The organism is Chryseobacterium sp. CBSDS_008 (assembly GCF_049959325.1).
GTDB lineage: Bacteria > Bacteroidota > Bacteroidia > Flavobacteriales > Weeksellaceae > Chryseobacterium.
On the sequence record NZ_CP188202.1, the window covers coordinates 3,636,518 to 3,660,539 of the forward strand.

General features: G+C 36.6%; 13 protein-coding genes and 1 riboswitch. Of the genes, 9 read left to right on the forward strand and 4 right to left on the reverse strand.

The features are described from left to right. Positions 1–4 precede the first annotated feature (4 nt). The 6 genes from ACP3T3_RS16460 (at position 5) to pckA (ending at position 9,153) form a co-directional block, all read left to right on the forward strand. The gene (locus ACP3T3_RS16460; protein WP_426476898.1) at positions 5–1,942 is read left to right on the forward strand and encodes a putative porin; all 1,938 of its coding nucleotides are present in this window, start codon (positions 5–7) and stop codon (positions 1,940–1,942) included. 12 nt (positions 1,943–1,954) lie between these two features. Beyond that, positions 1,955–3,541, forward strand: a complete 1,587-nt coding sequence (bshC, locus tag ACP3T3_RS16465) for a bacillithiol biosynthesis cysteine-adding enzyme BshC (RefSeq protein ID WP_426476899.1) — start codon at positions 1,955–1,957, stop codon at positions 3,539–3,541. A gap of 38 nt (positions 3,542–3,579) precedes the next feature. Then, complete coding sequence (locus ACP3T3_RS16470; protein ID WP_426476900.1) at positions 3,580–5,547, forward strand: LysM peptidoglycan-binding domain-containing protein; 1,968 nt, start codon at positions 3,580–3,582, stop codon at positions 5,545–5,547. A 70-nt stretch (positions 5,548–5,617) separates the two neighbouring features. Then, the gene (fabD, locus tag ACP3T3_RS16475) at positions 5,618–6,493 is read left to right on the forward strand and encodes an ACP S-malonyltransferase (protein ID WP_426476901.1); all 876 of its coding nucleotides are present in this window, start codon (positions 5,618–5,620) and stop codon (positions 6,491–6,493) included. Between the two features lie 10 nt (positions 6,494–6,503). Beyond that, entirely contained in the window at positions 6,504–7,409 is a 906-nt protein-coding gene (locus ACP3T3_RS16480; RefSeq protein ID WP_426476902.1) for a GYDIA family GHMP kinase, read from the forward strand. A gap of 127 nt (positions 7,410–7,536) precedes the next feature. Beyond that, the gene (gene pckA, locus ACP3T3_RS16485) at positions 7,537–9,153 is read left to right on the forward strand and encodes a phosphoenolpyruvate carboxykinase (ATP) (RefSeq protein ID WP_426476903.1); all 1,617 of its coding nucleotides are present in this window, start codon (positions 7,537–7,539) and stop codon (positions 9,151–9,153) included. 150 nt (positions 9,154–9,303) lie between these two features. On the opposite strand, the gene ACP3T3_RS16490 is transcribed toward pckA, so the two are convergent. Next, positions 9,304–9,711, reverse strand: coding sequence for a type II 3-dehydroquinate dehydratase (locus tag ACP3T3_RS16490; protein WP_426476904.1), 408 nt, complete (start codon positions 9,709–9,711; stop codon positions 9,304–9,306). A gap of 245 nt (positions 9,712–9,956) precedes the next feature. Further along, a riboswitch (SAM riboswitch) is annotated at positions 9,957–10,055 on the forward strand. Positions 10,056–10,138: 83 nt separating this feature from the next. On the opposite strand from ACP3T3_RS16490, the gene ACP3T3_RS16495 reads away from it, so the two are divergent. Both ACP3T3_RS16495 and ACP3T3_RS16500 read left to right on the forward strand, forming a co-directional pair. Next, a complete protein-coding gene (locus ACP3T3_RS16495) occupies positions 10,139–13,072 on the forward strand; it encodes a SusC/RagA family TonB-linked outer membrane protein (protein WP_426476905.1) in 2,934 nt (977 codons plus the stop codon). Between the two features lie 17 nt (positions 13,073–13,089). Beyond that, complete coding sequence (locus ACP3T3_RS16500; RefSeq protein WP_426476906.1) at positions 13,090–14,583, forward strand: RagB/SusD family nutrient uptake outer membrane protein; 1,494 nt, start codon at positions 13,090–13,092, stop codon at positions 14,581–14,583. Positions 14,584–15,287: 704 nt separating this feature from the next. On the opposite strand, the gene ACP3T3_RS16505 is transcribed toward ACP3T3_RS16500, so the two are convergent. The 3 genes from ACP3T3_RS16505 to ACP3T3_RS16515 are packed head-to-tail and all read right to left on the reverse strand — an operon-like array spanning position 15,288 to position 23,303. Continuing rightward, the gene (locus tag ACP3T3_RS16505; RefSeq protein WP_426476907.1) at positions 15,288–21,863 is read right to left on the reverse strand and encodes an RHS repeat-associated core domain-containing protein; all 6,576 of its coding nucleotides are present in this window, start codon (positions 21,861–21,863) and stop codon (positions 15,288–15,290) included. 6 nt (positions 21,864–21,869) lie between these two features. Continuing rightward, positions 21,870–22,337: a hypothetical protein gene (locus ACP3T3_RS16510; RefSeq protein WP_426476908.1), complete on the reverse strand. Its 468-nt coding sequence runs from the start codon at positions 22,335–22,337 to the stop codon at positions 21,870–21,872. Between the two features lie 6 nt (positions 22,338–22,343). Further along, entirely contained in the window at positions 22,344–23,303 is a 960-nt protein-coding gene (locus tag ACP3T3_RS16515; protein WP_426476909.1) for a hypothetical protein, read from the reverse strand. Between the two features lie 323 nt (positions 23,304–23,626). On the opposite strand from ACP3T3_RS16515, the gene ACP3T3_RS16520 reads away from it, so the two are divergent. Next, positions 23,627–24,004, forward strand: a complete 378-nt coding sequence (locus tag ACP3T3_RS16520) for a DUF6660 family protein (protein WP_426476910.1) — start codon at positions 23,627–23,629, stop codon at positions 24,002–24,004. Positions 24,005–24,022 lie beyond the last annotated feature (18 nt).

A 24,022-nucleotide genomic window follows, 5' to 3' on the forward strand; every position in this document is an offset into this window, starting at 1 on the left:
AATAATGAAGTACATCCTTTTCATACTCTTGTCTTTAAGTTTTGTAGCCAATGCTCAGGTTGTTAATAAAGCTGATGCTAAGCCTCAAACCAAAAAAGAAGACACATTGGTGATCGATTCCGGGAAGAAAGATTCCCTGAAAATTTTCAAGCCTACTATTAATGATTACCTGTATCAGACTCAGTTTTCTGAAAAGAAAGTCTTTGATACCGTAATGACTTTTGATAAAACCTATATCTTTTCACAACAAAATAATAAAGATAACTTTGGGAGAGTACAGCCTGCCAATATTGGCTCAGGGTTCAATCCGCTGGTATTTGAAGTGAATGATGAGCAAAATCTTTCCTTACTGCCATCCAATAAATCTTATATGATCATTGGGGCAAATGACGTGAAATATTATGACGTAAAAACACCTACCGCATCATTTATTTATCACAATGCCATGCGTAACGGTGCCGCTCTAAGATCTACCTATACCCAGAATATCGGGAAAAGATTCAATTTCGCTCTTGAATATATGGGACTTCGTTCTCAGGGGCTTTACAGAAACTCATTAGCGGCCAATAATAATACCATATTCTCAGGACACTACGTTTCAAAAAGTGGGAACTATGAGCTGTTTGCACATTATCTTCATCAGAATGTAAACAATCAGGAAAATGGTGGTATTACGGAAGATAATCTGTTTCAGAGCGGGGACAGCAATTATAGCAACAGACAAAATGCTCAGGTAAATCTGGCCTCTTCAAGCTCACAGTTTTCTTACAGAAGATATTATCTGAGCCATCAGTTTACTCCCTTCAATTCCGGAAAATTTCCTTTCAGTATCAGACATATTATTTCTCATCAGGGGAACAAATATTATTATAATCAAACTGCTTTGGAGCCTTATTGGTATGATGAGCCTACTGAATTAGTTGATGGCTTTCCGCTAACTACAAAAAAATATTCTGAAAATTTAAGCAATACCGTAAGCCTGATTTTTAATAATGAAAAGTTCAAACTGGATGCCGGTGTACGTTATCAGATGATAAAATTTGGAATCAGAGATGTTGTTGCCCTTAATGGAGTGCCTTTTCCGGGTGAATTAAAAGAAAACAGAATTGGTGCTGTAGGAAACCTGCAGGTAAAGCTCTGGGATAAAATTCAATTGAATTCATTCCTGGAATTTTCAAACGGAAGTCAGTTTAAAAGTTACCTGAAAACAACCAATAACCTGAAATTTGAACCCGTCAAAGACTATTTTGTTAATGCTAAAGTGAATTTCCAAAGTGCATACCCGTCATTCAATTATTTATTGAATACTTCTGTATATAATAACTTCAATTATTATCTTGAGAATGCGAAGAACCAATCCGTAATGGAAATAGGAGGAAGCATTAATCTGAAGTGGTTTAAAACAGAAATTTTTGCCAATTACTTCAGAATCGATAACTATACTTATTTTGACAGCAGCGGAAGTCCGAAGCAAAGTGACAATTCAGTGAATATATCACAAATTGGAGGAGATGCCACATTCAGCTTCAATAAATTCCATCTGAATACAAGACTGCATTTCCAGAATACCTTAACGAATAAAGAACTGCTTCCGATGCCGGGCTTTATCGGGAGAGCCAATTTCTTCTACCAGACCCAGGCTTTTAAAAAAGCAGCAGAGATTCAGGCAGGTGTTAAAGTCTATTATTTCTCTAAATTTGCTTCAAGAGAATATTTCCCTGTTCTTAATGAATATATTCTTCCGAGAGCGGATTCATTTTCCATTGGAGGACAGCCTATCGCCGATATCTATATCAATATGAAAGTAAAGAAAATGTTCTTTTTCATAGAAGGCCAGCAGATAGGAACTGTTATTTCCAATAACAAAGCATACGCATTTCCACATTATCCGGTATATGATTTCAGACTGAACATCGGGATTGTGTGGTATTTGTTCAACTAAAAACGATACAGGTTGAAAACAATTAATAAAATATCATTTAACGATATAGAAAGCATCCCTCAGCTGGTAAAAGATTTTTTAAATCAGAAAATTGAGGGTTTTGAAAATAATACATTTTCCTTAGATCATTTCAGACAGCAGATTCATCTTAAAAAAGACTCGTTCTCATCAGAAAAGAGAGATATTTTATCTGATGTTTTTGAAGACCAGCTTTCCGGACTCACTCTTTCTTCAAAGCAGAAAGAAAACCTTGAGAATCTTAAACTGCCAAACACTTTCACCATTACAACAGGACATCAGCTAAATCTGTTTTCAGGGCCGGTGTTTTTTGTGTATAAAATTCTTCAGACGATAAAGACATGTACCTATCTGAAAGAAAATTTTCCCGATTTTAATTTCGTTCCGGTATATTGGATGGCTTCCGAGGATCATGATTTTGCAGAGATCAATCATCTTAAGACCGAAAATAATTACTATGAAACCAACGAGAAATCCGGTGGCCCCGTAGGAAGAATTGAGATCAGTGATACTTATTTTATTTCTGAATTTGAAAAAGAATTCAAAGATTCTATTTTCGGGACAGAGCTGATCCTAATGATGAAGGAAGCTTATAAAGTGGGAAATACTTTAACAAAAGCTATTAAGATTCTTGTTAACCGTCTTTTTTCAGAATTCGGACTTTTAATTTTAGATGGAGATTCTAAAGCGCTTAAAAATCAGATGAAGGAGATTTTCAAAGATGAACTTCTGAACTTCAGCTTACAAAAGACATCTGAAAATAAAGTAGATTTTCTTACAGAGAAATATGGGAAGGTTCAGGTAAATCCTCGTGAAATTAACCTTTTCTATCTTTCCGAAACCAGAGACAGAATTGAATTTAACGGACAGAAATATATCATTGTAGATAAAGAAATTCAGTTTACAGAAGAAGAAATTCTGAATGAATTGGAAAATTGCCCTGAAAGATTCAGTCCGAATGCTTTAATGCGCCCGGTATATCAGGAAAATGTACTTCCTAATCTGGCTTATATCGGAGGGAATGCCGAAATCATGTACTGGCTGGAACTGAAAGATTATTACTCAAAAATTAATATTCCTTTCCCTATCCTGATTCCAAGAAATTCTATGCTTTTCCTGAAAGAAAAAACAGTAGGGAAAATTGAGAAGCTGGATCTTAAGATAGAAGATTTTTTCCAGAATTTCACGATACTTACCAATAAGAAAATTTTAAAAAATAATCCTATTTTACAATTACTCGAAGAGAAAGAAAAATTACTGATCAGCAATTTCTCTGCACTGAGAGCTTCGGCAGAAAATACAGAAAAATCATTCGGAAATATGGTAAAGGCTGAGGAGGTACGACAGCTGAAGTCATTCAAAAGAATGAAAAAGCGCTTGCTTCATGCCGAAAAAATAAAACAGAATGAGTTGCTGGAAAGACTTGAAAATCTGTTTTTAGATGTTCATCCTGCTAAAACATGGCAGGAGAGAGTCTATAACTTTAGTGTATTCTTTTCAGATTATGGCTATTCGTGGCTTGAAAATTGTTTGGAAGAAATGGTGGTTCAAGATTCCAAATTAATAATTGTTGCCATTTAATTTTAAAGAAGTATTTTTGTAAATTATAATTATCGAATATGATAAAGAGGTTTTTTATTCTATCCAGTTTATGTATGGTTTTGGGAGTTTCAGCCCAGAAATCACATACGGTTGTGCAAGGTGATAATCCTTACAACATTGCAAAAAAGTATGGAATGACTGTAGATGAATTGCTGAAGCTAAACCCAAAGCATAAAGACGGCAAACTGGCGATCGGAGATGTTTTAACTATAAAATCAGAAAAAACAGCCACTCAAGCTGTAACAAAAACAACTCCGGCAGAAAAAGTAACTTCAACCACAAGTGCTTCTTCCCTGGGAAAAATCGTTTTACAGCCAAAGCAAACAATCTACGGCATCACAAAACAATACAGAATTTCTGAAACCGATTTGAGAAAGCTGAATCCTGAACTGGATTCTCACATGAAAATCGGAGATGAAATCACATTGCCTCTTGCCAGCATTAAAAAATACGGTGGAACTCAGCAGGCTGTAACAGGAGAAAAACAGGCTGAACCTCCTGTAGAAAAAACAATCACAACGATTACCCCTACAACGGTTACCCCTGCTGTAGAAGGAGAATCTTATGTGATTCAGTCTAAAGATAATTATTACAGAATTACGAAACAATTTGGAATCAGCCAGCAGGAGCTATTTGCTTTAAATCCGGGATTGGAAGAAAAGGGGCTTAAACCTGGTGAGACTATTAAAATAAAAACATCCAATACCAATACGAACGTTGATACCGTTTCTGAACCCGCGAATCCGAAAGCAAAAATGGATTCCGGGAACGAAAAATCAACGCCCTCTTCCAATATTGTTGCAGGTGACGATTATGTTACCTATACAGTTCAGCAGGGAGATACGGTTTTCTCCATCGTTAACAAATTCGGGGTTTCCATTGATGAGCTTATTGCTCTGAACCCTGATCTTTCACATGGGTTGAAAACCGGAATGGTTCTAAAGATCAAAAAGCAGGATGCAGCTTATATAAAGAAAAACGGTGATGCACTGAGTGTTATCCTAATGCTGCCTTTCGGGTACAGCACCAATGAAACCCAGTATAGGACAATGGCACTTGACTTTCTGACAGGCGCTAAACTGGCTATTGAAAGAAATGCAAGAGGAGGACAAAAGCTGGATATTAAAGTGGTAGACTCAGGAAATGAGGCTTCATTTAAAAATTCTTTAACACAGATTAATCCGGATAATACAGATCTTATTATCGGCCCTTTCTTCAAATCAAATGTAATTGATGTTCTTGATTTTACAAAAAATCAGAAAATCCCGGTTGTAGCACCATTTGCAAACACTCCGGAACTATATAATTACAGTAACCTTATTATTGTTGAAACCAACAATCAGACGTATGCTGATAAGATTGTAGAAGAAGTAAAAGGGGTGTATTCAGACCAGAAAATATATATAGTGGCAGATGCTAAGAAAGAAAATGCCAACTATATCAAAGCAGGTCTTGAAAAGGCTGTAAAAAATCCTAATATCATTATTGTTAATTCTCCGGCAGATATTCAGCTGGACCAGAATATGATGACAGGGCAGTCTGCACCGGTTATTGCTATTTTAGCCAATGATGATAATGCCGCAGGCGATGCCTTTGCCAACAAAATTGCTGCTATTTCTAAAGAAGTGCAGGGTGTGAAAGCATTCAGTATGTTCTATTCTCCGGTTTTTGAAAAGAAAGTGGATGAATTGAGCCAGGCAAGTCTGGTTTATCTGATGGATAGGAAGATCAACACTGACGGAAATTTTGAAAAAGAAATTCTGGCAGCCTATAAAGCCAAATACTGTAAAACTCCGCCAAAATATGCTATTGTAGGTTTTGATGTTGTCAACGACATGCTAACCAGAGAAAATAAAAAAGGAGAAATCTTTAAACAGATGAATAAAGTTCAGACTCAGCTTGCTACAAAATTTGAGTTTGTGAAGTCTAAAGCTAACGGTGCTTATGTAAATACCGGTTATAGAGTAATCAGGTTAGTACCTTAAATGATTTATAGCTCTTTAAAGGAATATTGTTAACATTATAGTTATATTTGCATAATATTTAATTCAATACATGAAAGCACTTGTATTTCCAGGGCAGGGTTCTCAGTTCGTAGGAATGGGAAAAGAATTGTATGATTCTAGAAAAGATATTAAAGATCTGATGGAATCTGCCAATGAAATTTTAGGTTTCGATATTCTTTTCATTATGTTCAACGGGACGGATGCGGATCTTAAGAAAACAGAGGTTACCCAGCCTTCAATATTTATACATTCAGTAGCAGCATTAAAAGCCGTAAATGGCCTGGGTGCTGAAATGGTAGCAGGACACTCTTTAGGAGAGTTTTCAGCTTTGGTTGCCAACGGGGTTTTATCCTTTGATGACGGTTTAAAATTAGTTTCTGAAAGAGCGAAGGCTATGCAGGAAGCTTGTGATGCCAATCCAAGTTCTATGGCGGCTATCTTAGGATTAGACGATGCTAAGGTTGAAGAAATCTGCGCACAGATCAGCGGAATTGTTGTTCCGGCAAACTATAACTGCCCGGGGCAATTGGTAATCTCAGGAGAAACACCGGCAGTAGAAGAAGCTTGCGCAAAACTGAAAGAAGCAGGCGCCAAAAGAGCATTGCTGTTACCGGTAAACGGAGCTTTCCACTCACCACTGATGCAGCCTGCACAGGAAAGACTGGCAGCAGCTATCGAAAAAACAAAATTCAGAAAAGCAACGATTCCTGTATATCAGAATATCACAACAACAGCGGTAACGAATCCTGATGAGATCAAACAAAACCTGATCGCTCAGCTTACCGGTCCTGTAAAATGGACACAGTCTGTTCAGAATATGATTAAAGATGGTGCCTCTAACTTCGTAGAAGTAGGACCGGGAAAAACCCTTCAGGGATTGATCAAAAAAATTGACGGATCAGTAGAAGCTGCTTCTGCCATCTAAACAAAAAAATATGAACGCGATATTTTCACCGGGCAAGCTTATGCTTACTTCAGAATATTTCGCAATCGATGGAGCTCTTGTCTTAGCGGTACCTACCAGGCTGGGACAAGAGTTTTTCTTTGAAGAAAAAGATGACGAAAACTCCCTGATTTTCTGGGAAGCCTATCATCAGAACACATTATGGCTGAAAGCTGTCATTGATTATAAAACCTGGCAGATCCTTGAAGCCAATATTCCATCAAGCGCTGAATTTATTGCCAAAACATTAAAGAATGTTCAGCAGCTTTCCAAAACTAAATTCAAAAGTAATTCTACTTACTATTTAAAGACCAATCTGCAGTTCCCTGCGGATTATGGTTTAGGAAGCAGTTCCACTCTCATGACCAATCTTGCAGAATGGGCAGAAATTGACCCTTTCCATCTGAATACGGTCAGCCTGGGAGGAAGCGGATATGATATCGCAGTAGCGAAGGAAAAATCTGCAGTCCTTTTCCAAAGTAAGCCTGAGATAAAATATGAGAAAGTAAACTTCAGTCCTTCTTTTAAAAATGAACTTATTTTTATTCATTTAAATCAGAAGCAGGACAGCAGAGAAGGAATCAGTTTTTATAAATCAAAAAAGAAGTCTCCGGAACTGGTTAATGAATTTTCAGATATCACAAAGAAAATAATGTTATGCGGTGAATTGGAAAATTTTTCCGAATTAATGATAATTCATGAGCGAAAAATCGCTGATTTTCTTGAAATTTCCACAGTTAAAGAAAAATTATTCTCAGATTGCCCCTCATTTGTCAAAAGTTTGGGTGCATGGGGCGGAGATTTTGTAATGAGTGCCAAATTTGGGGGCTTTAAAGACTATTTTTGGGAGAAAGGTTTTACAACCGTTTTTGAATGGGAAAATATAATTAATTTATAATCAGTAATTTACAATTCCTTTTTTTTATTTGTCATTCTGACTTATATCAGTATATTTAAACCATCTTTAACAAATAATTAATATTATTTTTGTTGAAGTCAATAAAGAAATAGAAAATATAAGTAAAATGAAAAACACTAAAATCATCCAGGATTTAGAAAAATTGGGGATTAAAGGAAACTATGAAGTAGTGTATAATCCTTCTTATGAAGAATTATATCAGGCTGAAGTTTCTCCTGAAAATCAGGGATTTGAGAAAGCTGAACTTACAGAATCTGGCGCAGTGTCAGTAAAAACAGGAATTTTCACAGGTCGTTCACCTAAAGACAGATATATTGTTCAGGATGATGTTACAAGAGATACAATTTTTTGGGATGGTAAAGTAAATTTACCTACCACATCAGAAATTTTCAGCTCTTGTAAAGAACTAGTGATGAACCAGCTTTCTGAAGCTAAGAAGATTTATGTGGTAGATGCTTTCTGTGGAACGAATGCAGATACAAGACTTAAAGTAAGATTTATCGTTGAAGTAGCATGGCAGGCGCATTTCGTAACAAACATGTTTATTCGTCCTTCTCACTACGAACTGGAAAACTTTGGTGAGCCGGATTTCACAGTCATCAACGGATCAAAAACTATCAACCCGAACTGGGAAGCACAAGGGTTAAATTCTGAGAACTTCATCATGTTCAACCTTACTGAAAAACTACAGATCATCGGAGGTACATGGTATGGAGGAGAAATGAAGAAAGGGATGTTTGCCATGATGAACTACTACCTTCCATTAAAAGGAATGGCTTCCATGCACTGTTCTGCAAACGTAGGAGAAAAAGGGGATGTTGCTTTATTCTTTGGTCTTTCAGGAACAGGTAAAACTACTTTATCAGCAGATCCTAAAAGATACCTTATCGGTGATGATGAGCACGGATGGGATAACAACGGAGTATTCAACTATGAAGGTGGGTGCTACGCTAAAGTAATTGACTTATCAGAAGAAAAAGAACCGGATATTTTCAGAGCAATCAAAAGAGATGCACTTCTTGAAAACGTTGTTGTGAACAATGGAGTAGCAGATTATACTGACGGATCTATCACAGAAAATACAAGAGTTTCTTATCCAATCTATCATATCAACAAAATTGTATTGCCTTCTAAAGCAGGTCATGCTAAGAAGATTGTATATCTTTCTGCAGATGCATTTGGGGTACTTCCTCCGGTTTCTATCCTGAATGAAGACCAGGCTCAATACCACTTCCTTTGCGGGTATACTTCGAAATTAGCAGGAACTGAAAGAGGAATTACAGAACCTCAGCCATCTTTCTCTCCGGCATTTGGTGAAGCATTCCTTACATTACACCCAACCATGTATTCTAAAACATTGATCGGTAAAATGCAGGAGCACGGTGCTAAAGCCTATCTGGTAAATACAGGTTGGAATGGTACAGGAAAGAGAATTTCTCTGAAAGATACCAGAGCCATCATTGATGCTATTATTGATGGTTCAATCGAAAATGCCCCTAAAACTCAGGTTCCTATCATGAACCTTGAAATTCCTACTGAATTGCCAAACGTTTCTACAGGTATTTTAGATCCTAGAGATACCTATGAAAATGCTTCAGAATGGGAAGAAAAAGCAAAAGATCTTGCTTCAAGATATATTAAGAACTTTGAACAGTACTGTGATACAGAAGAAGGGAAGAAGTTAATAGCTTCAGGACCTCAGTTACAGGAACAAACTATCTGATAGTTATCAATCAACATACAAGAAAGCCTCATCAACGATGAGGCTTTCTTATTTTATTTCTCGCAATTTAATAGCAGTAAATATTACCTCCTACCTTTCCTACTATCCATAATTATCTGTGAAAATCTGGGTAATCTGTGGTTGAAAAAATTATTTCAAGCTTAATAAAGCCAATCTATATCCATCCATTCCAAAGCCAGATAAAACCGCATCCGCATTTGTTGCCGTTACAGACTTCTGTCTGAATTCCTCTCTTTTGTAAATATTACTGATGTGAACCTCTACTTTTGGTTTGCGGATATTTTTCAAACAATCTGCAATAGCATAAGAATAATGGGTGAAAGCTCCCGGATTAATCACTACAGCATCAAAATCATCTTCCTGAAGCCTGTTGATAAGTTCTCCCTCGATATTCGACTGGTAATATTTTAATTCATGAGACCGAAACTCGGACCTTAAAATTTCCAAATAGTTTTCCATAGAAACATTTCCATAGATTTCCGGTTCTCTGGTTCCTAAAAGATTGAGATTTGGCCCGTTTATAATCAAAACTTTCATCCTATAAAATTAAAAACTTTTTTCAATTAATCACACACAAATTAACCTCAGGTTGAATTTATATGACTTTGAATTATTAATAATGATATTTATCATGTATGAGAATATAGCAACGGTTGCAACTCCTTATTATAATGGATTTTATTAAAATTTTATGTTAATTTTTTAAAATTTATCATGAAAAATCTATAAGTCTACTTGTTTTGTAGACTAAAAGTTTTTAGCTTTGCAACCATATTTCGATCGGCTTATAAAGAAAGACGGAGGGAACTGACCCTGTGAAGTCTTAACAACCTACCCGTGCGGCAAGGTGTTACATTCAGCCTTTTAAGGAAAAATAAGCATTTGGTTTATCGTATTTATCGATGCCCTTTGCTGACTTTTCTGCAAAGGGTAAATTTTTAATATATGATAAATAAAATTGATTATGATTAGCAAAAATTTATTCAATTCTAAAACCTGGATACCTCCGGTTGCTGTATTTTTTCTGGGAGTGGCCAGTGTAAGCGCGCAGAATTCCAGGCCGAACAAAGACAGCCTCCATGAAAAAGAAATTGATGAAGTAGTGGTGGTAGCCTATGGAAAGGCAAAAAGAAACAGCTATACAGGTTCAGTAGCAACCATTTCCAGCGATAAGATCAATAACAGGCCTGTCACCAATATTACCAAAGCATTAGAAGGGCAGGTTGCGGGGATCCAAACAACAAGTGCATCAGGACAGCCCGGCGCGGTTTCTACCATCCGGATCAGAGGGATTGGCTCCATCAGTGCTTCCAGCGACCCTTTATATGTGGTGGACGGAATTCCTTTTGACGGAAACCTGAACTCTATCAGCCCAAGCGATATTGAATCTATCAGTGTCTTGAAAGATGCTACAGCAAGTGCCTTGTATGGTTCAAGAGGAGCAAACGGAATTATCATCATTACTACAAAATCAGGTAAAAAAGGAGAAGCTAAAGTCAATTTCAATATCAGTCAGGGATTCTCAGGAAGAGCTGTCAAAGATTATGAACAGGTAAATACGGATCAGTATTTTCAACTCTATTGGGAAGCATTGAGAAACGGATATCAGTCCGGAAAAGTTTCTTCTCAGCAGGCTGCCCAGATGGCAACGGATAACCTTGTTTCTACCCTTGGAATCAATCCTTATGGGACCGCTTATCCAAAACCGGTAGGAGCAGATGGAAAGCTATTACCGGGTGCCTCACCACTTTGGAATGACGACTGGAGAGATATTTTACAAAGAGTAGCTTCAAGAAATCAGGTAGATCTTGATATCAGTGGAGGAAGTGAGAAAAGCAATTATTTCTTTTCCCTGGGCTATCTTGATGATAAAGGAATGGCGATTGAATCAGGCTATAAAAGATACAATACCCGATTAAAAATCAATTCTGAAGTAAAAAAATGGCTGAATGTTGGGGTAAACCTAAATTACACAAACAGTGTTCAGCAGGCACCTACTTCTTCGGATTCCAAGGCCAGTAATATCATCAATGCGGCAAGATTCATCCCTTCATTCTACCCTTATTATGAGAGGAATGCTGATGGAACTTACATTTTGGATGCTGATGGAAACCCGGTTTATGATTTTGGAAAATACAGACCTACGAATGCGCTTCAGAATCAAAATGCGGCAGCAACCCTTCCATTAGACAAAAACGAAAATAAAGAAGATAACTTTTCAGGAAAAGGATTCATGGAGTTCATTTTCTTACCGGAGTTGAAATTCAAGACCAGCTTTTCTGTTGATTTGGTGAATTATAACGGGCATTATTATTCAAATCCATTACTGGGACAGGGTGCTGAAATCGGAGGTTCGGTGACGAAAACCAATACCAGAACGCTTTCTTATACCACCAGCAATATACTGACGTATGATAAAAAGTTCGGAAAGCATCACATCAATGCTTTAGCAGGACACGAATTCTATAAATATGATTATCAGACAATTTCCGGAACAAGAAGCCAGTTTTCTCTGCCATACTATTATGAGCCGGATGCGGCTTCTCTATTAGGGAGCTTCAGTGGAAACAGTAATAAATTAAGCTTATTAAGCTTCCTGGGAAAAGTAGAATATGATTATAACAACACCTATTTCTTATCCGCATCAGGAAGAGCAGACAGCTCTTCAAGATTTGAAAAAGATAACAGATGGGGAAGATTCTGGTCAGTAGGAGGTTCATGGAAGATATCCAATGAAGAATTTATTAAAAGTTTAAATGTCTTCAATCAATTAACATTGCGAGCCAGTTATGGAGGTCAGGGAAATGATAAATTACTTCGTCCCAACGGACAGCCTCTTTATTATGCATATCAGGAGTTGTACCGATTTATCAGTCTTGGGGGAGAACCGGGAACCACGCTTGAAAAAACATCTACCAATAATGTGAAGTGGGAAACCAACCTTAATTTAAATGTAGGATTGGAGTTCGCTGTTCTTAATAACAGGATTAAAGGAAATATCGAATACTTCAAAAGAAAAAGCCAGGACCTTCTGTTTAATATGCCGGTTGCTCCATCATTGGGAATCAGTGATTACCCTGCCAATATCGGAACGATTCAGAATACAGGATTTGAATTTTCATTATTTACAACTCCGATTAAGACTGATGATTTCCAATGGAATGTGGATGTAAACCTGAGTACTTTAAATAATAAAGTAACCAAGTTGCCTGGTGGTTCTCTGGTCGTAGGAACTAAGTTACTGACAGTAGGAGGTTCTGTATATGATTTCTTTATTCCGGAATGGGTAGGGGTAGATCCGAGCAATGGAAAGCCATTGTGGAAAACAGTTTCTACCGATGCCAGTGGAAATTCAGTGGAAGGAACTACTTCGGAATATTCAAAAGCTACAAAATTGCTGCAAGGTTCTGCATTGCCTAAACTGACTGGAGGAATCAGCACCAGTATCACTTATAAGAATTTTGATTTTTCAGGATTACTGACCTTCAAAATCGGAGGGAAAATTTTAGATACCGACTATACTTCTATCATGCATAACGGAAGTGCCGGAGGACGCGCATGGAGCGCAGAAATGTTAAACAGATGGACTCCGGAAAATCCTTATACAGATGTTCCTGGACTGAGTACCACAACGAATAACTGGACGTCAACCTCTTCAAGATTCCTATATTCCGGTACCTACGCAAGGCTTAAAAATGTAAGTTTGGGATATACGCTTCCTGAATCTTATTTTGAGAAAATCGGACTTAAAAAGTTCAGAATTTATGTCCAGGCAGAAAACCTTCTGACCTTCTATAAACATAAGGGAATGGATCCCGAGCAGGCTTTGGACGGAACAACGTATTACAGATATCCTGCCATGAGAACGATCAATTTTGGTCTTCAGGCAACGCTTTAACTTTTAAAATTGAAACAATGAAACAATTAAAATATATATCATTTGCTTTTATCGGATTTTTGTCGTTGACAAGCTGCGAAAGCGAGCTGGATACTGCGCCAACGGATCAGGCCAATAGTGTGGAAGTTTTTAAAACCGCTGAAAGTGCTGAAACAGTAGTGAACGGTACCTGGGCAAAATTTAATAATGACGGGACAACCTATGCCAATATCGGGTATTCCACTGTTTTAAGAGCAAGTGATGCCATGGGAAGTGATGTAGCGGTACTGACCAATAAATACGGTTTTGCATCTACTTATGCCTTTACAGAAATGGTGAATAGTACGGCTAGCCGCCCGTTGTTTATCTGGACTATGCTGTATTCCGCCATCAACAATATGAATAATGTGATTACAAGAATTGATGGGACAGAAGGGAGCCAGGAGAAAAAAAATCAGGTGAAAGGACAGGCAAAAGCATTACGTGCTTTTTGTTATCTGAATCTGGCAAGCTTTTACCAATTCAGCTATCTGAAAGACAAATCAGCGCTGACAGCTCCCATTTATACTGAACCTTCTACAACCAGTACGGTAGGGAAGAAGAGGGCAAGTCTTGAAGAAATCTATACTTTGATTAAAAGTGATCTTACCGATGCTGATAACCTGTTGAAAAATTATACAAGAAATAATAAAGATAAGATCAACCGTTCTGTAGTGAACGGACTTTTAGCAAGAACTTATCTGAATACCGGTGAGTGGAGTAAGGCTTCAGCATCAGCGAAAATCGCAAGGGAAGGTTTCTCTCTAATGGCTCCTGAAAAGTATAAAGATGGCTTTAATGACATCAACAATGCAGAGTGGATCTGGGGGCATGGGCAGACCCAGGAACAGTCTGATGAAAGTTATGCCTTCCATTATCTGGATGTATCTTCATCGGGAAGTTACTATTACAGCTTTATGGCGGATCCTTATTTTAAAGACCTTTTTGATACCAATGACATCAGATATCAATTATTTTCATGGGACGGGCAGAAAGGAAGAGAAGGTTTGCTGAGGTATGCCAAGTTTAAATTTAAACCCACCCTTATTGCAGACATTGTTTATATGAGAGCCGCTGAAATGTATCTGATCGAAGCTGAAGCTGAAGCCAGAAACGGAGATGTTTCTCAAGCGGTAGCAGTATTGAATCAGTTGAAATCTGCCAGAAATGCTAATATTTATAATGGTTCATTAACACAGAATGCAGTAGTAGATGCCGTTCTGATTGAAAGAAGAAAAGAATTATTCGGAGAAGGGTTTTCCCTTTCAGATATTATCAGAACGCAGGGAACAGTAGTAAGAAAACCATTCGTAGATGCTGATGGTAAACCGATAAAAGTTCAGATAACTACACCAGATGGAACAGTGAAAACAGTAGACGGTAAAGGGCATTCTGTTTTGGATTTTCCGGATAAATCTGCATTTACTCCAAACAGTAATTATTACTTATTCAGTATTCCTCAGAGGGAATTTGAGAATAACCCGAATTTATAAGATATAGTCCATAATTAGATTGATTTTTTTAAGCCACTGCTTTTGCGGTGGTTTTTTTGCTAAAAAACCGTCGCTAAAAGAGCAACGGTTTACCACGTAAAAAACAGAAATACCCAAACGTCAATTTTATTAATATTCTGATACATTGATTCGTCAGGATCATATAATTTTCTATCAAATTTTACAGTGATTATATTATGACTAATCCTATAATTAAAGATATAAATCCCATGTAGTTTCCTGTTTTTGGGAAAGCTTACACTTCCGTAAATAGCTCCGAATACAATAGTTCACACTACCTTTGTTCTCGATTAGCTAACATACTTTTTATAGATTACTAATAAAGCAATTAAGAGCATGAGACCCAGGAAAAAGTATAAAATATTTAATCGATATTTTTTTACCTCCTCTTTTGTATAAGATAAGCTTTCTATCTTTTTCCTTGGGAAAATTAACTTCAGAGGCTGCGCTAATAAAAAGAAAATTGATAAAGTAAATAATAAAAATATAATTATTCGCAATATCTCCATTTCTAAATAAGGGTTAATAAATACCTGAACAAAGGCTCCCGAAAAAAACATTATAGGAATATTATAGGGGAGACTAAAAACTAATATCGTCCAATTGTACTGTCCCTTTGTTAACCAAACTTTTTCATAATATTTTTTCAAGCTCCAAAATAAATAAGTAAGTGTTTTCATAGATTATGGTTTTGCCAGTTGTGTCTGGATATGCTTATAGGTATATTGAAAGTTGTTAAAGAATGCTTTTCCTACAGAATAGCCTACTTGATTATCAATTATATTACCCACATAGTTATAAACCTTGCCACTAGCTCCTGTTGCATCTAAAAAACCTAAAGCTAAACTAGCAGCCGGTGAAAAGATAATTGAAGCTGTGCTTATTACAAAATTAAGAAGATTTGCCGTAGTAGGATTAATCGAATATTGATAAAGTGCTACTCCTGCACCTAAAACAGCAATTCCTTGCCCAAACCTAGCCAACCCCTTCAAATAGCCTCCAAAAGCGGTAAGATCTCCTTTTACTAATTGCATGATCGCTAATTTGGTGTTGGTTGATATTCCTAAACCACCTAATGCCTTTCCTATTTTATCCATAACCCCGTCACCGTCTGAAGCATTTACGGTTTTTCTTGGAATCTTATAATTTGCTTTCTTATTTTTTTCTGTATCGAACCGGTTATCTATTTTATGTTCTAAATGATTAAAAGCCATAACAAAAAATCCGCTCATAGCACCCTCCCAGAAGTTTCCTCCTGCTAACACACTTCCTACACCTCCAGAGGTCATACCCGTTAAAATTTTGCCCGTATCACTTGCAAAAAAGCCGCTTTTAATACCTTTTAGCAAATCACCGCTTAAACTTGCGAAAGCGCCACTAGCAGCTCCGCTCCAAAAACTGCCACCTGTAACAGAAGATAGGACGCCCATGCTTACGGCGTGTAATCCTGCTCTTGCCAGCGTAACGCCTGTAGTTCCTAAAGAATTGGCAATACTGGCGACCTGAAACAGTGTTCCTATCCCAAAAGACAGTGCTCCGCTTACCATTCCGGTAATCGCTGCTGAAGAAATAGACCTAAAAAATCCGCTAACCGTCCAATTTCCTTTTATTAATGCTATGGTAGTATAGGTAGCAGCGGTTATTGCAATTGCAGCGAAGGCCGCTTTGGCCATTACCGCTATCAAGGCAACAATGGCAAATTCCCCACTAGGGTCATTATACATCAGTGGATTGTTCAGTACATAGCCATATTTATTATAATTCTGCGTATTTGTAGGGTCTTGGATGTTCTCATCTGCATTTAAGAATCTCCTTAATAAAGGATCATACAATCTACCGTTCATGTGGATGATTCCTACTTCTGCAAAATGCTCGTGACTGGTATAACCTCTTTCCAATAATAATGAAGTATTATCAATTATATTTTTATCGGTGATAATCGCTCCGTTTCCTATTTGTAGATGGGTGAAATTACCCCATGCATCAAAATGCCTTTGTTCCAGCTTATTTCCAGCTTCATCACTGATGGCTAAAATACTTCCGATATAATCTTTATGCAAAAATTTGTAAGAACCGCTGCTCTCCGTAAAGTTCTTTAAATATACAATATTAGATTCATACGGGGTTCCGCCAATATAAATGATATGTTTTTCTTTCCCTGTCGTATTATCTTTTACAACTTCATAGCTACCATCTTCACTGTAATATTTGGTGAACTTGCCTTCTCCATCTGTACTAAAATTGCCTCCATAGGTAACCTTTTGTCTCATACTTGTTAAGCCATACTGGAAGGCTACATCTCCTTTCATTCCGTCTATGAATACAGGATCGTTGTTTTCATTATACACAATACTTTGGATAAGATCATTATTATAATTCTGTTCTCCGGCAGCATTTAATGTCATTCCTGTAGCTTGGTAAATCTTAGCAGAATTTTCAAACTTGATCGTACCTACCTGATCGTTTTGGGTAATTCTTCCTTTGATGTCGTAAACATTTCTATTGGCTGTTGGCTTGATTCCGGTTACAGGATTCGTCCAGTTCACCAAACGATTATTATCATCATAATCAAAAGATTCATTAATGTTAAAATCTCCTCCGGTAGTTCTGCTCTTGAGTTCATTCCTGATTGCATCGAATGAATAGGATAGTTGCAGAATACTTGGTTTTACTGAGGAAGAATGATTGACATTCGTTAAGAAGCCATTGGCATCGTAGATATTGTTAATATCTGCTGCTCCTAATTTTGCTTTCAGCACCTGTCCTTTGGCATTGGCTTGTTTTAGCTCCCACAGGATTTTACCAGAGTTTTTATCTTTTACCTGATACAGTTCACCGTTCCATGTGCTGTATACATTTTCAATCTGAACTTTAGTTAAAATACCGGAAGAATACAATTGTTTTTCATAAGAAATTACTCTTGCTTTATCGTTATACGTAATGCCGTTCTGGATAAAGTATTTTCCATTATTACTTTCAGAGGATGATAATACTCGTCCCTGTGGATCATAACTGATATTGGAACTGTATGCTTTTCCTTTCGAAGTTCCAGATTTTGAAACAATTCTTCCTTTATTATCATAGGAGAAAGAAATCAACTTATTGGTTGCTTCCCCACCATCCGCGGTAGAAATTTCTTTTTGAGAAATTAATTGTCCTAAACTATTATAGATGTATTCTTTAGTTCCTTTCGGGCTGATGATTTTCTTCGGTTGCCCAAAAGCATCATACTCATATTTATATAATCCGTTGGAAGGATCATTGAATTCTGATTTTCTCCCCCAAGAATCATATTTAGTAGTCACAATATTTTCTGCATATTGAGCCTTGATCTGTTCTCCGGCTGCATCATACGAGAATTGGATTGTTCCCCCTTTATCGGTGGTAGCGACTATATTTCCTAAGGCATCAGTAGTTTTAGACGTAGTTCTGCCATAGCCGTTGAGCTCTTTTATCGTTGTTGTTAAATCGGAAACAGAAGTTTCCACTTGTTTACCATTAAATTCTACAGCTGATACTTTTGTAGGAAATACAGAATCATCATAAGTGATAACATTCCATTGATTCGGAGTCTGTCCTTCAAAATAAGGCTCGGATTCTTTGATTTTCCTTCCTAAAATATCATACTGAATTTCTTTAGATATAAATTGTCCTTGTCCAAATGCTTTGGAAGAGATTTTATAATTCTGTCCTAATTTATTGTCAAATTTCTTCGATACATCACCATCCGGGTCATTTTGAGTAATTGTTATATTGGAACTATCATCCCTGTTATATTGATAGGTGGTTGTTCCTCCCAAATTGGTTTTGGAAGTTAAAAGTTTCCCCCAGCCATCATAAGTATTAACAAGTGTATTACCCAATGGATCAGTTTGCTTTTTGATCTGTCCCCAATCATTGTATTCAATATTAGTTTCTAATCCTAAATTATCAGTCTTTTTTTCTACAAATCTTCCTTTCGAATCATAAACGCTGGCTATCGTTTGTGTTTGAGAATCTATACTATTACTTACTACTTTTTGAGTAATATTTCCAAATCCATCATAATTGTAAGTTTCCTGTAAATATCCAGTATTGTCTCTATTCCATGTTTTCAGGCTTTTTAAGAGGTTGCTTTCATAGATATACTCTTCTTTGTCTGATTTCGTATCACCATAAGCCTGTGATATATTGGTTTTGGATTTTGTGCGACCAATATAATAATTAGAACCTGTTCCTGCCGGGTTGTGTATGTAATCAACTGTGGAAGTAGTTACTGCATACCCATTATTAACATTTGATACTGTTTGTACCGGAAGATAATAATTATTATAGGATATTGTGTTATTTGTTACTGTACCCGTTAAAAAATCTTTTATCTTGGTGCTTTTTGGAAAAATAGCGGTAATAACTTTCGGTCTGTCCGCAATAGAGAGAGAATAATAATCTACGATCTGACCGTTTAGCAGGTAGTCATTTTGGTAAATGGTTGATTTTAAGCTTAATAACTCATTGTTGTTTTCTGAGATATCTGCCGGGAAAACTTTCGATTCATCATTAGTTCTAATGCTCCATTCTTTTGTTGGAACGCCTTCATTTTGAAGGTCTATTTCTGTTCCAGACCATATCTTTGTGTTCTCCAATCCATCAGCATACCATGAAGAACGGGCGGTTTGATAGTATCCTATCATTCCTTTTCCTTGCATATGCAAAGTCATGCCCCTGTATCGGAAATCCTGTTTTCTACCTTCTTGTTGAAGTTGTGATACAGCATACCCTCTGTCGATCCTATTTAATGAAAAATAAGGATATAATTCACTTTTTGGATTTTTATAGAAAGTAGGAGTTGTCGTATTATCAGGAACAATTTCCAAGTATTTAATAGAGGTGCTGATTCCTCCTTGGGTAATTGACTGTATTCTTTTGAATTCATCTACCCCCGTAGGTGCCTTAATTTTAAGAACATTATTTTTCCTGAATAAGAAAACGTTATAATAGTTATTATTAGATCTTATCACATTGGTTATCGGCTGATAGATGGAAAGATCATCGTAAGGTTGAACGATGGTAAACTGAGGTGGGATAGGAAAGGTATAAATATTCTGGGGTTCAAAATCTATGGCTCCGAATATAGGAGATCCTTTTGAAATCAGTCCATTCACAACAACCCCCATGGTTCTTGAATTTGAATTTAAAAGATTTGAATAGGAATGAACCTGAACAATATCTGATTTTCCATCAGCATTAAGATCGGAAATAGAATACATGGTTCTACTAAACTTTAACCAAGCCCCATTACTCTGTGTGTTTTCATTTTTATACATTAAGAAATCAGGTTTAAAAGCTGTATTAAAGCTTTTTCCCGTTCCAATGTAAAATTTCCAGTCATCTTTACCCACTTTACCTTCAGTAAGAGGAAGGGTAAAATCAAGCTTTCCATCTCCATTGAAATCCCCAAATAATACAGGAAACTCATTCCCTTTGGTTTCTTCTAAATTTCCGGAAAACTTAATCTTCTTTAAGTACACATCGGGTTCTGTCTTTACAAATTCAAATACAGTGTATGTAGTGTTGGACACATTAATGATATCTACCTTTCCATCACTATCAATATCTATATATTTTTGATCTGTATATAAACTTTCATTAATCCCATTATCCAAAGTATAAGTAGCAACAGAATTCCTTTGGTTGCTCAGATCTATAATGTAATTTTCTACAAGCCCCGACCCAGATAAAGTAAGAAAAACATTAGAGATGCCGTCACCATTAAGATCTCCTTCATTTAGTACAGCTGAACAAGTTGTACATGGTGTTTGAGAAACCTGTTTTTCGAATACCTTGACAAAAGTATTATTTCTAAAAGTATATACCGAAATTTTACCACCTTCATATTCTGCAACCCCATTACCATTAACCACTTTTTTTGTTTCATCCAGGAATGTGTTAACAACAACAGAACTGGAATTGAAGATTTTATTAGTCTGAATAACATTAAAATCATCATTAAAAGCCCCCAACTTAATAGTTCCATCGGTCATTACAAAATCAAGATAAGAATCTCCATTAAAGTCTCCGGTAAATTTAATTTTATCAAACAAAGCCTGACTGTCTATGTTCCAACCGCTTATAGAAGTTGGGTTTTGAGCAGGGTAGTTAAATACAATGGGATTCGCCGACTCGCCAGTCGAATTAGATTCAGTAATCTTTTTAACGTACTGATAACCTATCGAATCGGTTATATATTCTGGCGTATATTTTTTGAAGACTTGTCCGTTTGTTTTTACTGTAATATCCTTTAAAATTTTTGTTTGTGTAAACAAAGTTCCAGGACCATTGATGTATGCTCCCTCAAAGATATTTCTATCGTTATAAGTGAAAATGATTTCATTAAAAGAAGGTGTTCCTAAATTTTCATTTCCGCCCCAGGTGATAGATTTTATAACATTGACATTATTTTCCTGATCATAGCTATAATTGATAACATTCCCTTGAGCATCTTTCCATTTTACGATACTAAATCCTAAGCGATTGGTAGCATTGTTCCAGCCGGGAGCCGTTCCTCCATACCAGGCTTGGGAGCCGTCTTCGAAAGTTACCTCCCAATATTCAGGCTGTTTCCAGTTCGGCATATTTCCAAGGGACTTGATTTTGATGTTGGAATACTTTTCGGTGATATATTCTGCACCATCTTTTCCGTATTCTCCTGATTTCAAAATAAGCCTTTGTCCATTGAAGCTGTAATAGTCAGAATAGTCAATTTGGATACTTTTTACCTCTCCATCTTTTCCTATGTTTTTTCCAGTTCTGGAAATAGAAGTTATACCAGATAAATTCCAGCCATAACCGGCAATTCCATTTCCGGAATCACTGGAATAGACAAGATCTATTTGCGGAGCTACACTTTTTACTCCGGGAGGTAAGGCAATGGGTAAACTAAATTGCAGTTGACCTCCTCCTGCAACTTCTATGTTACCTTTGGTATCATGGAAGCTTTGTCCTGTCGGAGCGGTTGTCCCCGATGGATTGCCTACTCCTGCCCCTGAATCCACGGGTCCTCCACCCGGGTTTTCCGTTGCAGGACCAATTTTCGCTACAAAAGGGTTCGATGAACTTGATGAAGCATAAAATCCCGGAGCTAATACAACCGACTGCGGATCCTGAACCGTTCTTGAGGTACTTTCTGCCTGATACAGTATGGTCTGTGAAAAGCCCATTACTGACCATAATGACAGTATGAATGATGAAAATACTTGTATTTTCTTATCGTAAGGTTTCATGGTTATTTATCGTTTGGTGATGTTTTTACTGAAAATTCTGCCATCTTTTAGCGTAAAGCGCAAAACATACACTCCCCAGTCATAACCAGTCATATTGATTTTAACCTGACGGTTTAAGTCCGGGATATTCTGTTGCTGGAATTTCCAGTGAATTGTACTGTGCTGATACAATGAAACGGATTCTATTAGGCCATCCACTTCTTCTGTCCAGTCTATCGTAAGATAGTCATTAACAGGAACCGGGTACAGACGTATTTGTTTCAGGAATGTTTTTTCATCAATAACAGGAGCTTGTCTGGTAACAGCTGCTACCTTTGACTCTTTTGAAACCATTTCTTCGGCTTGTTTACCAGCAGCGTCGATTCCCCTGTATCGCTGGTTTCCGGCCTCATCATATTTGAAATACACTTCGGTTTGGGAAAAGCCGAAGAATCCTATCATCAGGGATGATAGTGAGAGTAATTTTCTTTTCATTTGCGGTTATTTTTGTATTGATAAGAGTTGCTGAACCTGCTGTTCCAGTTTTTCAATTTTAGCAGATTGGGCTTTTAGAGCTTCATTTTCATCCTTAAGATGTTTCAGCTGTTCTGACTGTTGCTTTATTTGTTTATTCTGCTCGATTGAATAAAGAGTAAGCTCTTCAATTTTCTGCAATAATTTTATTTGGAATTCACCTACATTTACACCTTCTTTTTCCATTACTTTAGCAGACGCAATTTCAGGAAGGTGCTTTTTTTCTTTGATATGTTTTTCAACTTCTTCTAATTTTGGAAGATCATATTTTTCATCAAATACAAAATCGGCAGTAGGAGTTAGAGTAACTTTTACTTCTTTGGCTTCAAATTTTCCCTGTAATAAAGCATTTCCATTGGGTTTAATGGCAAGTTGTACTTTCTTGTTTGTAATAAAATTAATCGCTCCAAAATCCGGGGTTGTAATCTCATTTTCAATATTAAAGTCACCATAAGTTCCATATCTGAAGCCACTGCCTGAGTAGGTAGAATTTACTTCCAGATTAGCCGTAGTACTATTATATGCTAAACTGACTATAGCACTACCCCCGGTTTGTCCTACAGATGTAAACTTGCCCAGAGACAAATTTTGGTTGTTTATATTGTCCTGGGCGATATGTAGTTTGCTGTTAGGACTTACGGTTCCGATTCCCACATTTCCATTATCATTGACTACTAGCTTTCGGTCATTATAATCTCCTTTGGAAACGACCCATTGAGAACCATGAAGATCACCAAAAAACCATCCGTTATCTCCATTAAGATACTGAGTCTGAATTCCTCTGATAAAGCCACCATCGTTTACACTTCTTTTTAAATATATAGTTGGAGAATATGCCTGTACAGTAACTTCAGAAAATGTTTGGGCCTGTTGTGAAAATGCCAGGGATGAAACCAATAAGGCCATCGAAAATAATTGTGTTTTCATAATTATAATTAAAATTTATTTTTTTGTAAAGCTATAACTGCAAGGCGACAATTGGTGTCGTGTTTAATAATAATTTTATCAACAATTGGTAAATACCTATTGATGAGTTATTGTTTTATTTGCAAATTTATAAAAATAGATATAATATTTTGATTTTTATTTTGTGAATTAATATATTTTAATATAAGTAATTTAATAATGTATTTTATTTAATAAATATTCTGTTTTGTTGTTTTTTTGTAGTAAAATTTGTTCATATCGTGAATTTTTTTTAGCTCAAATTTATTGTGTCGAATAAACTGTAGCTAAAAATCATACTTTTTATGAGCCGGTTAAGAAAGGTTTCAACTTTAGAAAAAATCTCTACCTTTGTACCCATGAATCTCTTAAGATGGATATTGGCATTTTATTTCATGGCGCTATCATTAATGCCATGTGCTGATGTGTCTCATCCGCAGAATTCGGGGAATAAAATGATTTCTCTGAGTATTGAGGAAAATCATTCCACAGAAAAAGGAGATATCTGTTCTCCGCTGTGTGCCTGCAGCTGTTGCCAGATAACAGTTTCAGCATTTAAAATGGATCCTTTATTGGAAATTCCCGAGCAGATTCCTGCTTACTTTTCAAAAAAGATCTTATTCCACAAAAACGACTTTGCTTACCAGGTTTACGATCCTATCTGGCAGCCTCCTAAAATTTAATTTTTATTGACTTTTAGA

Bases quoted from the DNA above. Each gene is read 5' to 3' on its own strand.
- ACP3T3_RS16460 (WP_426476898.1), top strand. From the start codon at position 5: ATGAAGTACATCCTTTTCATACTCTTGTCTTTAAGTTTTGTAGCCAAT.
- ACP3T3_RS16470 (WP_426476900.1), top strand. From the start codon at position 3,580: ATGATAAAGAGGTTTTTTATTCTATCCAGTTTATGTATGGTTTTGGGA.
- fabD (WP_426476901.1), top strand. From the start codon at position 5,618: ATGAAAGCACTTGTATTTCCAGGGCAGGGTTCTCAGTTCGTAGGAATG.
- ACP3T3_RS16480 (WP_426476902.1), top strand. From the start codon at position 6,504: ATGAACGCGATATTTTCACCGGGCAAGCTTATGCTTACTTCAGAATAT.
- pckA (WP_426476903.1), top strand. From the start codon at position 7,537: ATGAAAAACACTAAAATCATCCAGGATTTAGAAAAATTGGGGATTAAA.
- ACP3T3_RS16490 (WP_426476904.1), bottom strand. From the start codon at position 9,711: ATGAAAGTTTTGATTATAAACGGGCCAAATCTCAATCTTTTAGGAACC.
- ACP3T3_RS16495 (WP_426476905.1), top strand. From the start codon at position 10,139: ATGATTAGCAAAAATTTATTCAATTCTAAAACCTGGATACCTCCGGTT.
- ACP3T3_RS16500 (WP_426476906.1), top strand. From the start codon at position 13,090: ATGAAACAATTAAAATATATATCATTTGCTTTTATCGGATTTTTGTCG.
- ACP3T3_RS16505 (WP_426476907.1), bottom strand. From the start codon at position 21,863: ATGAAACCTTACGATAAGAAAATACAAGTATTTTCATCATTCATACTG.
- ACP3T3_RS16510 (WP_426476908.1), bottom strand. From the start codon at position 22,337: ATGAAAAGAAAATTACTCTCACTATCATCCCTGATGATAGGATTCTTC.
- ACP3T3_RS16515 (WP_426476909.1), bottom strand. From the start codon at position 23,303: ATGAAAACACAATTATTTTCGATGGCCTTATTGGTTTCATCCCTGGCA.
- ACP3T3_RS16520 (WP_426476910.1), top strand. From the start codon at position 23,627: ATGAGCCGGTTAAGAAAGGTTTCAACTTTAGAAAAAATCTCTACCTTT.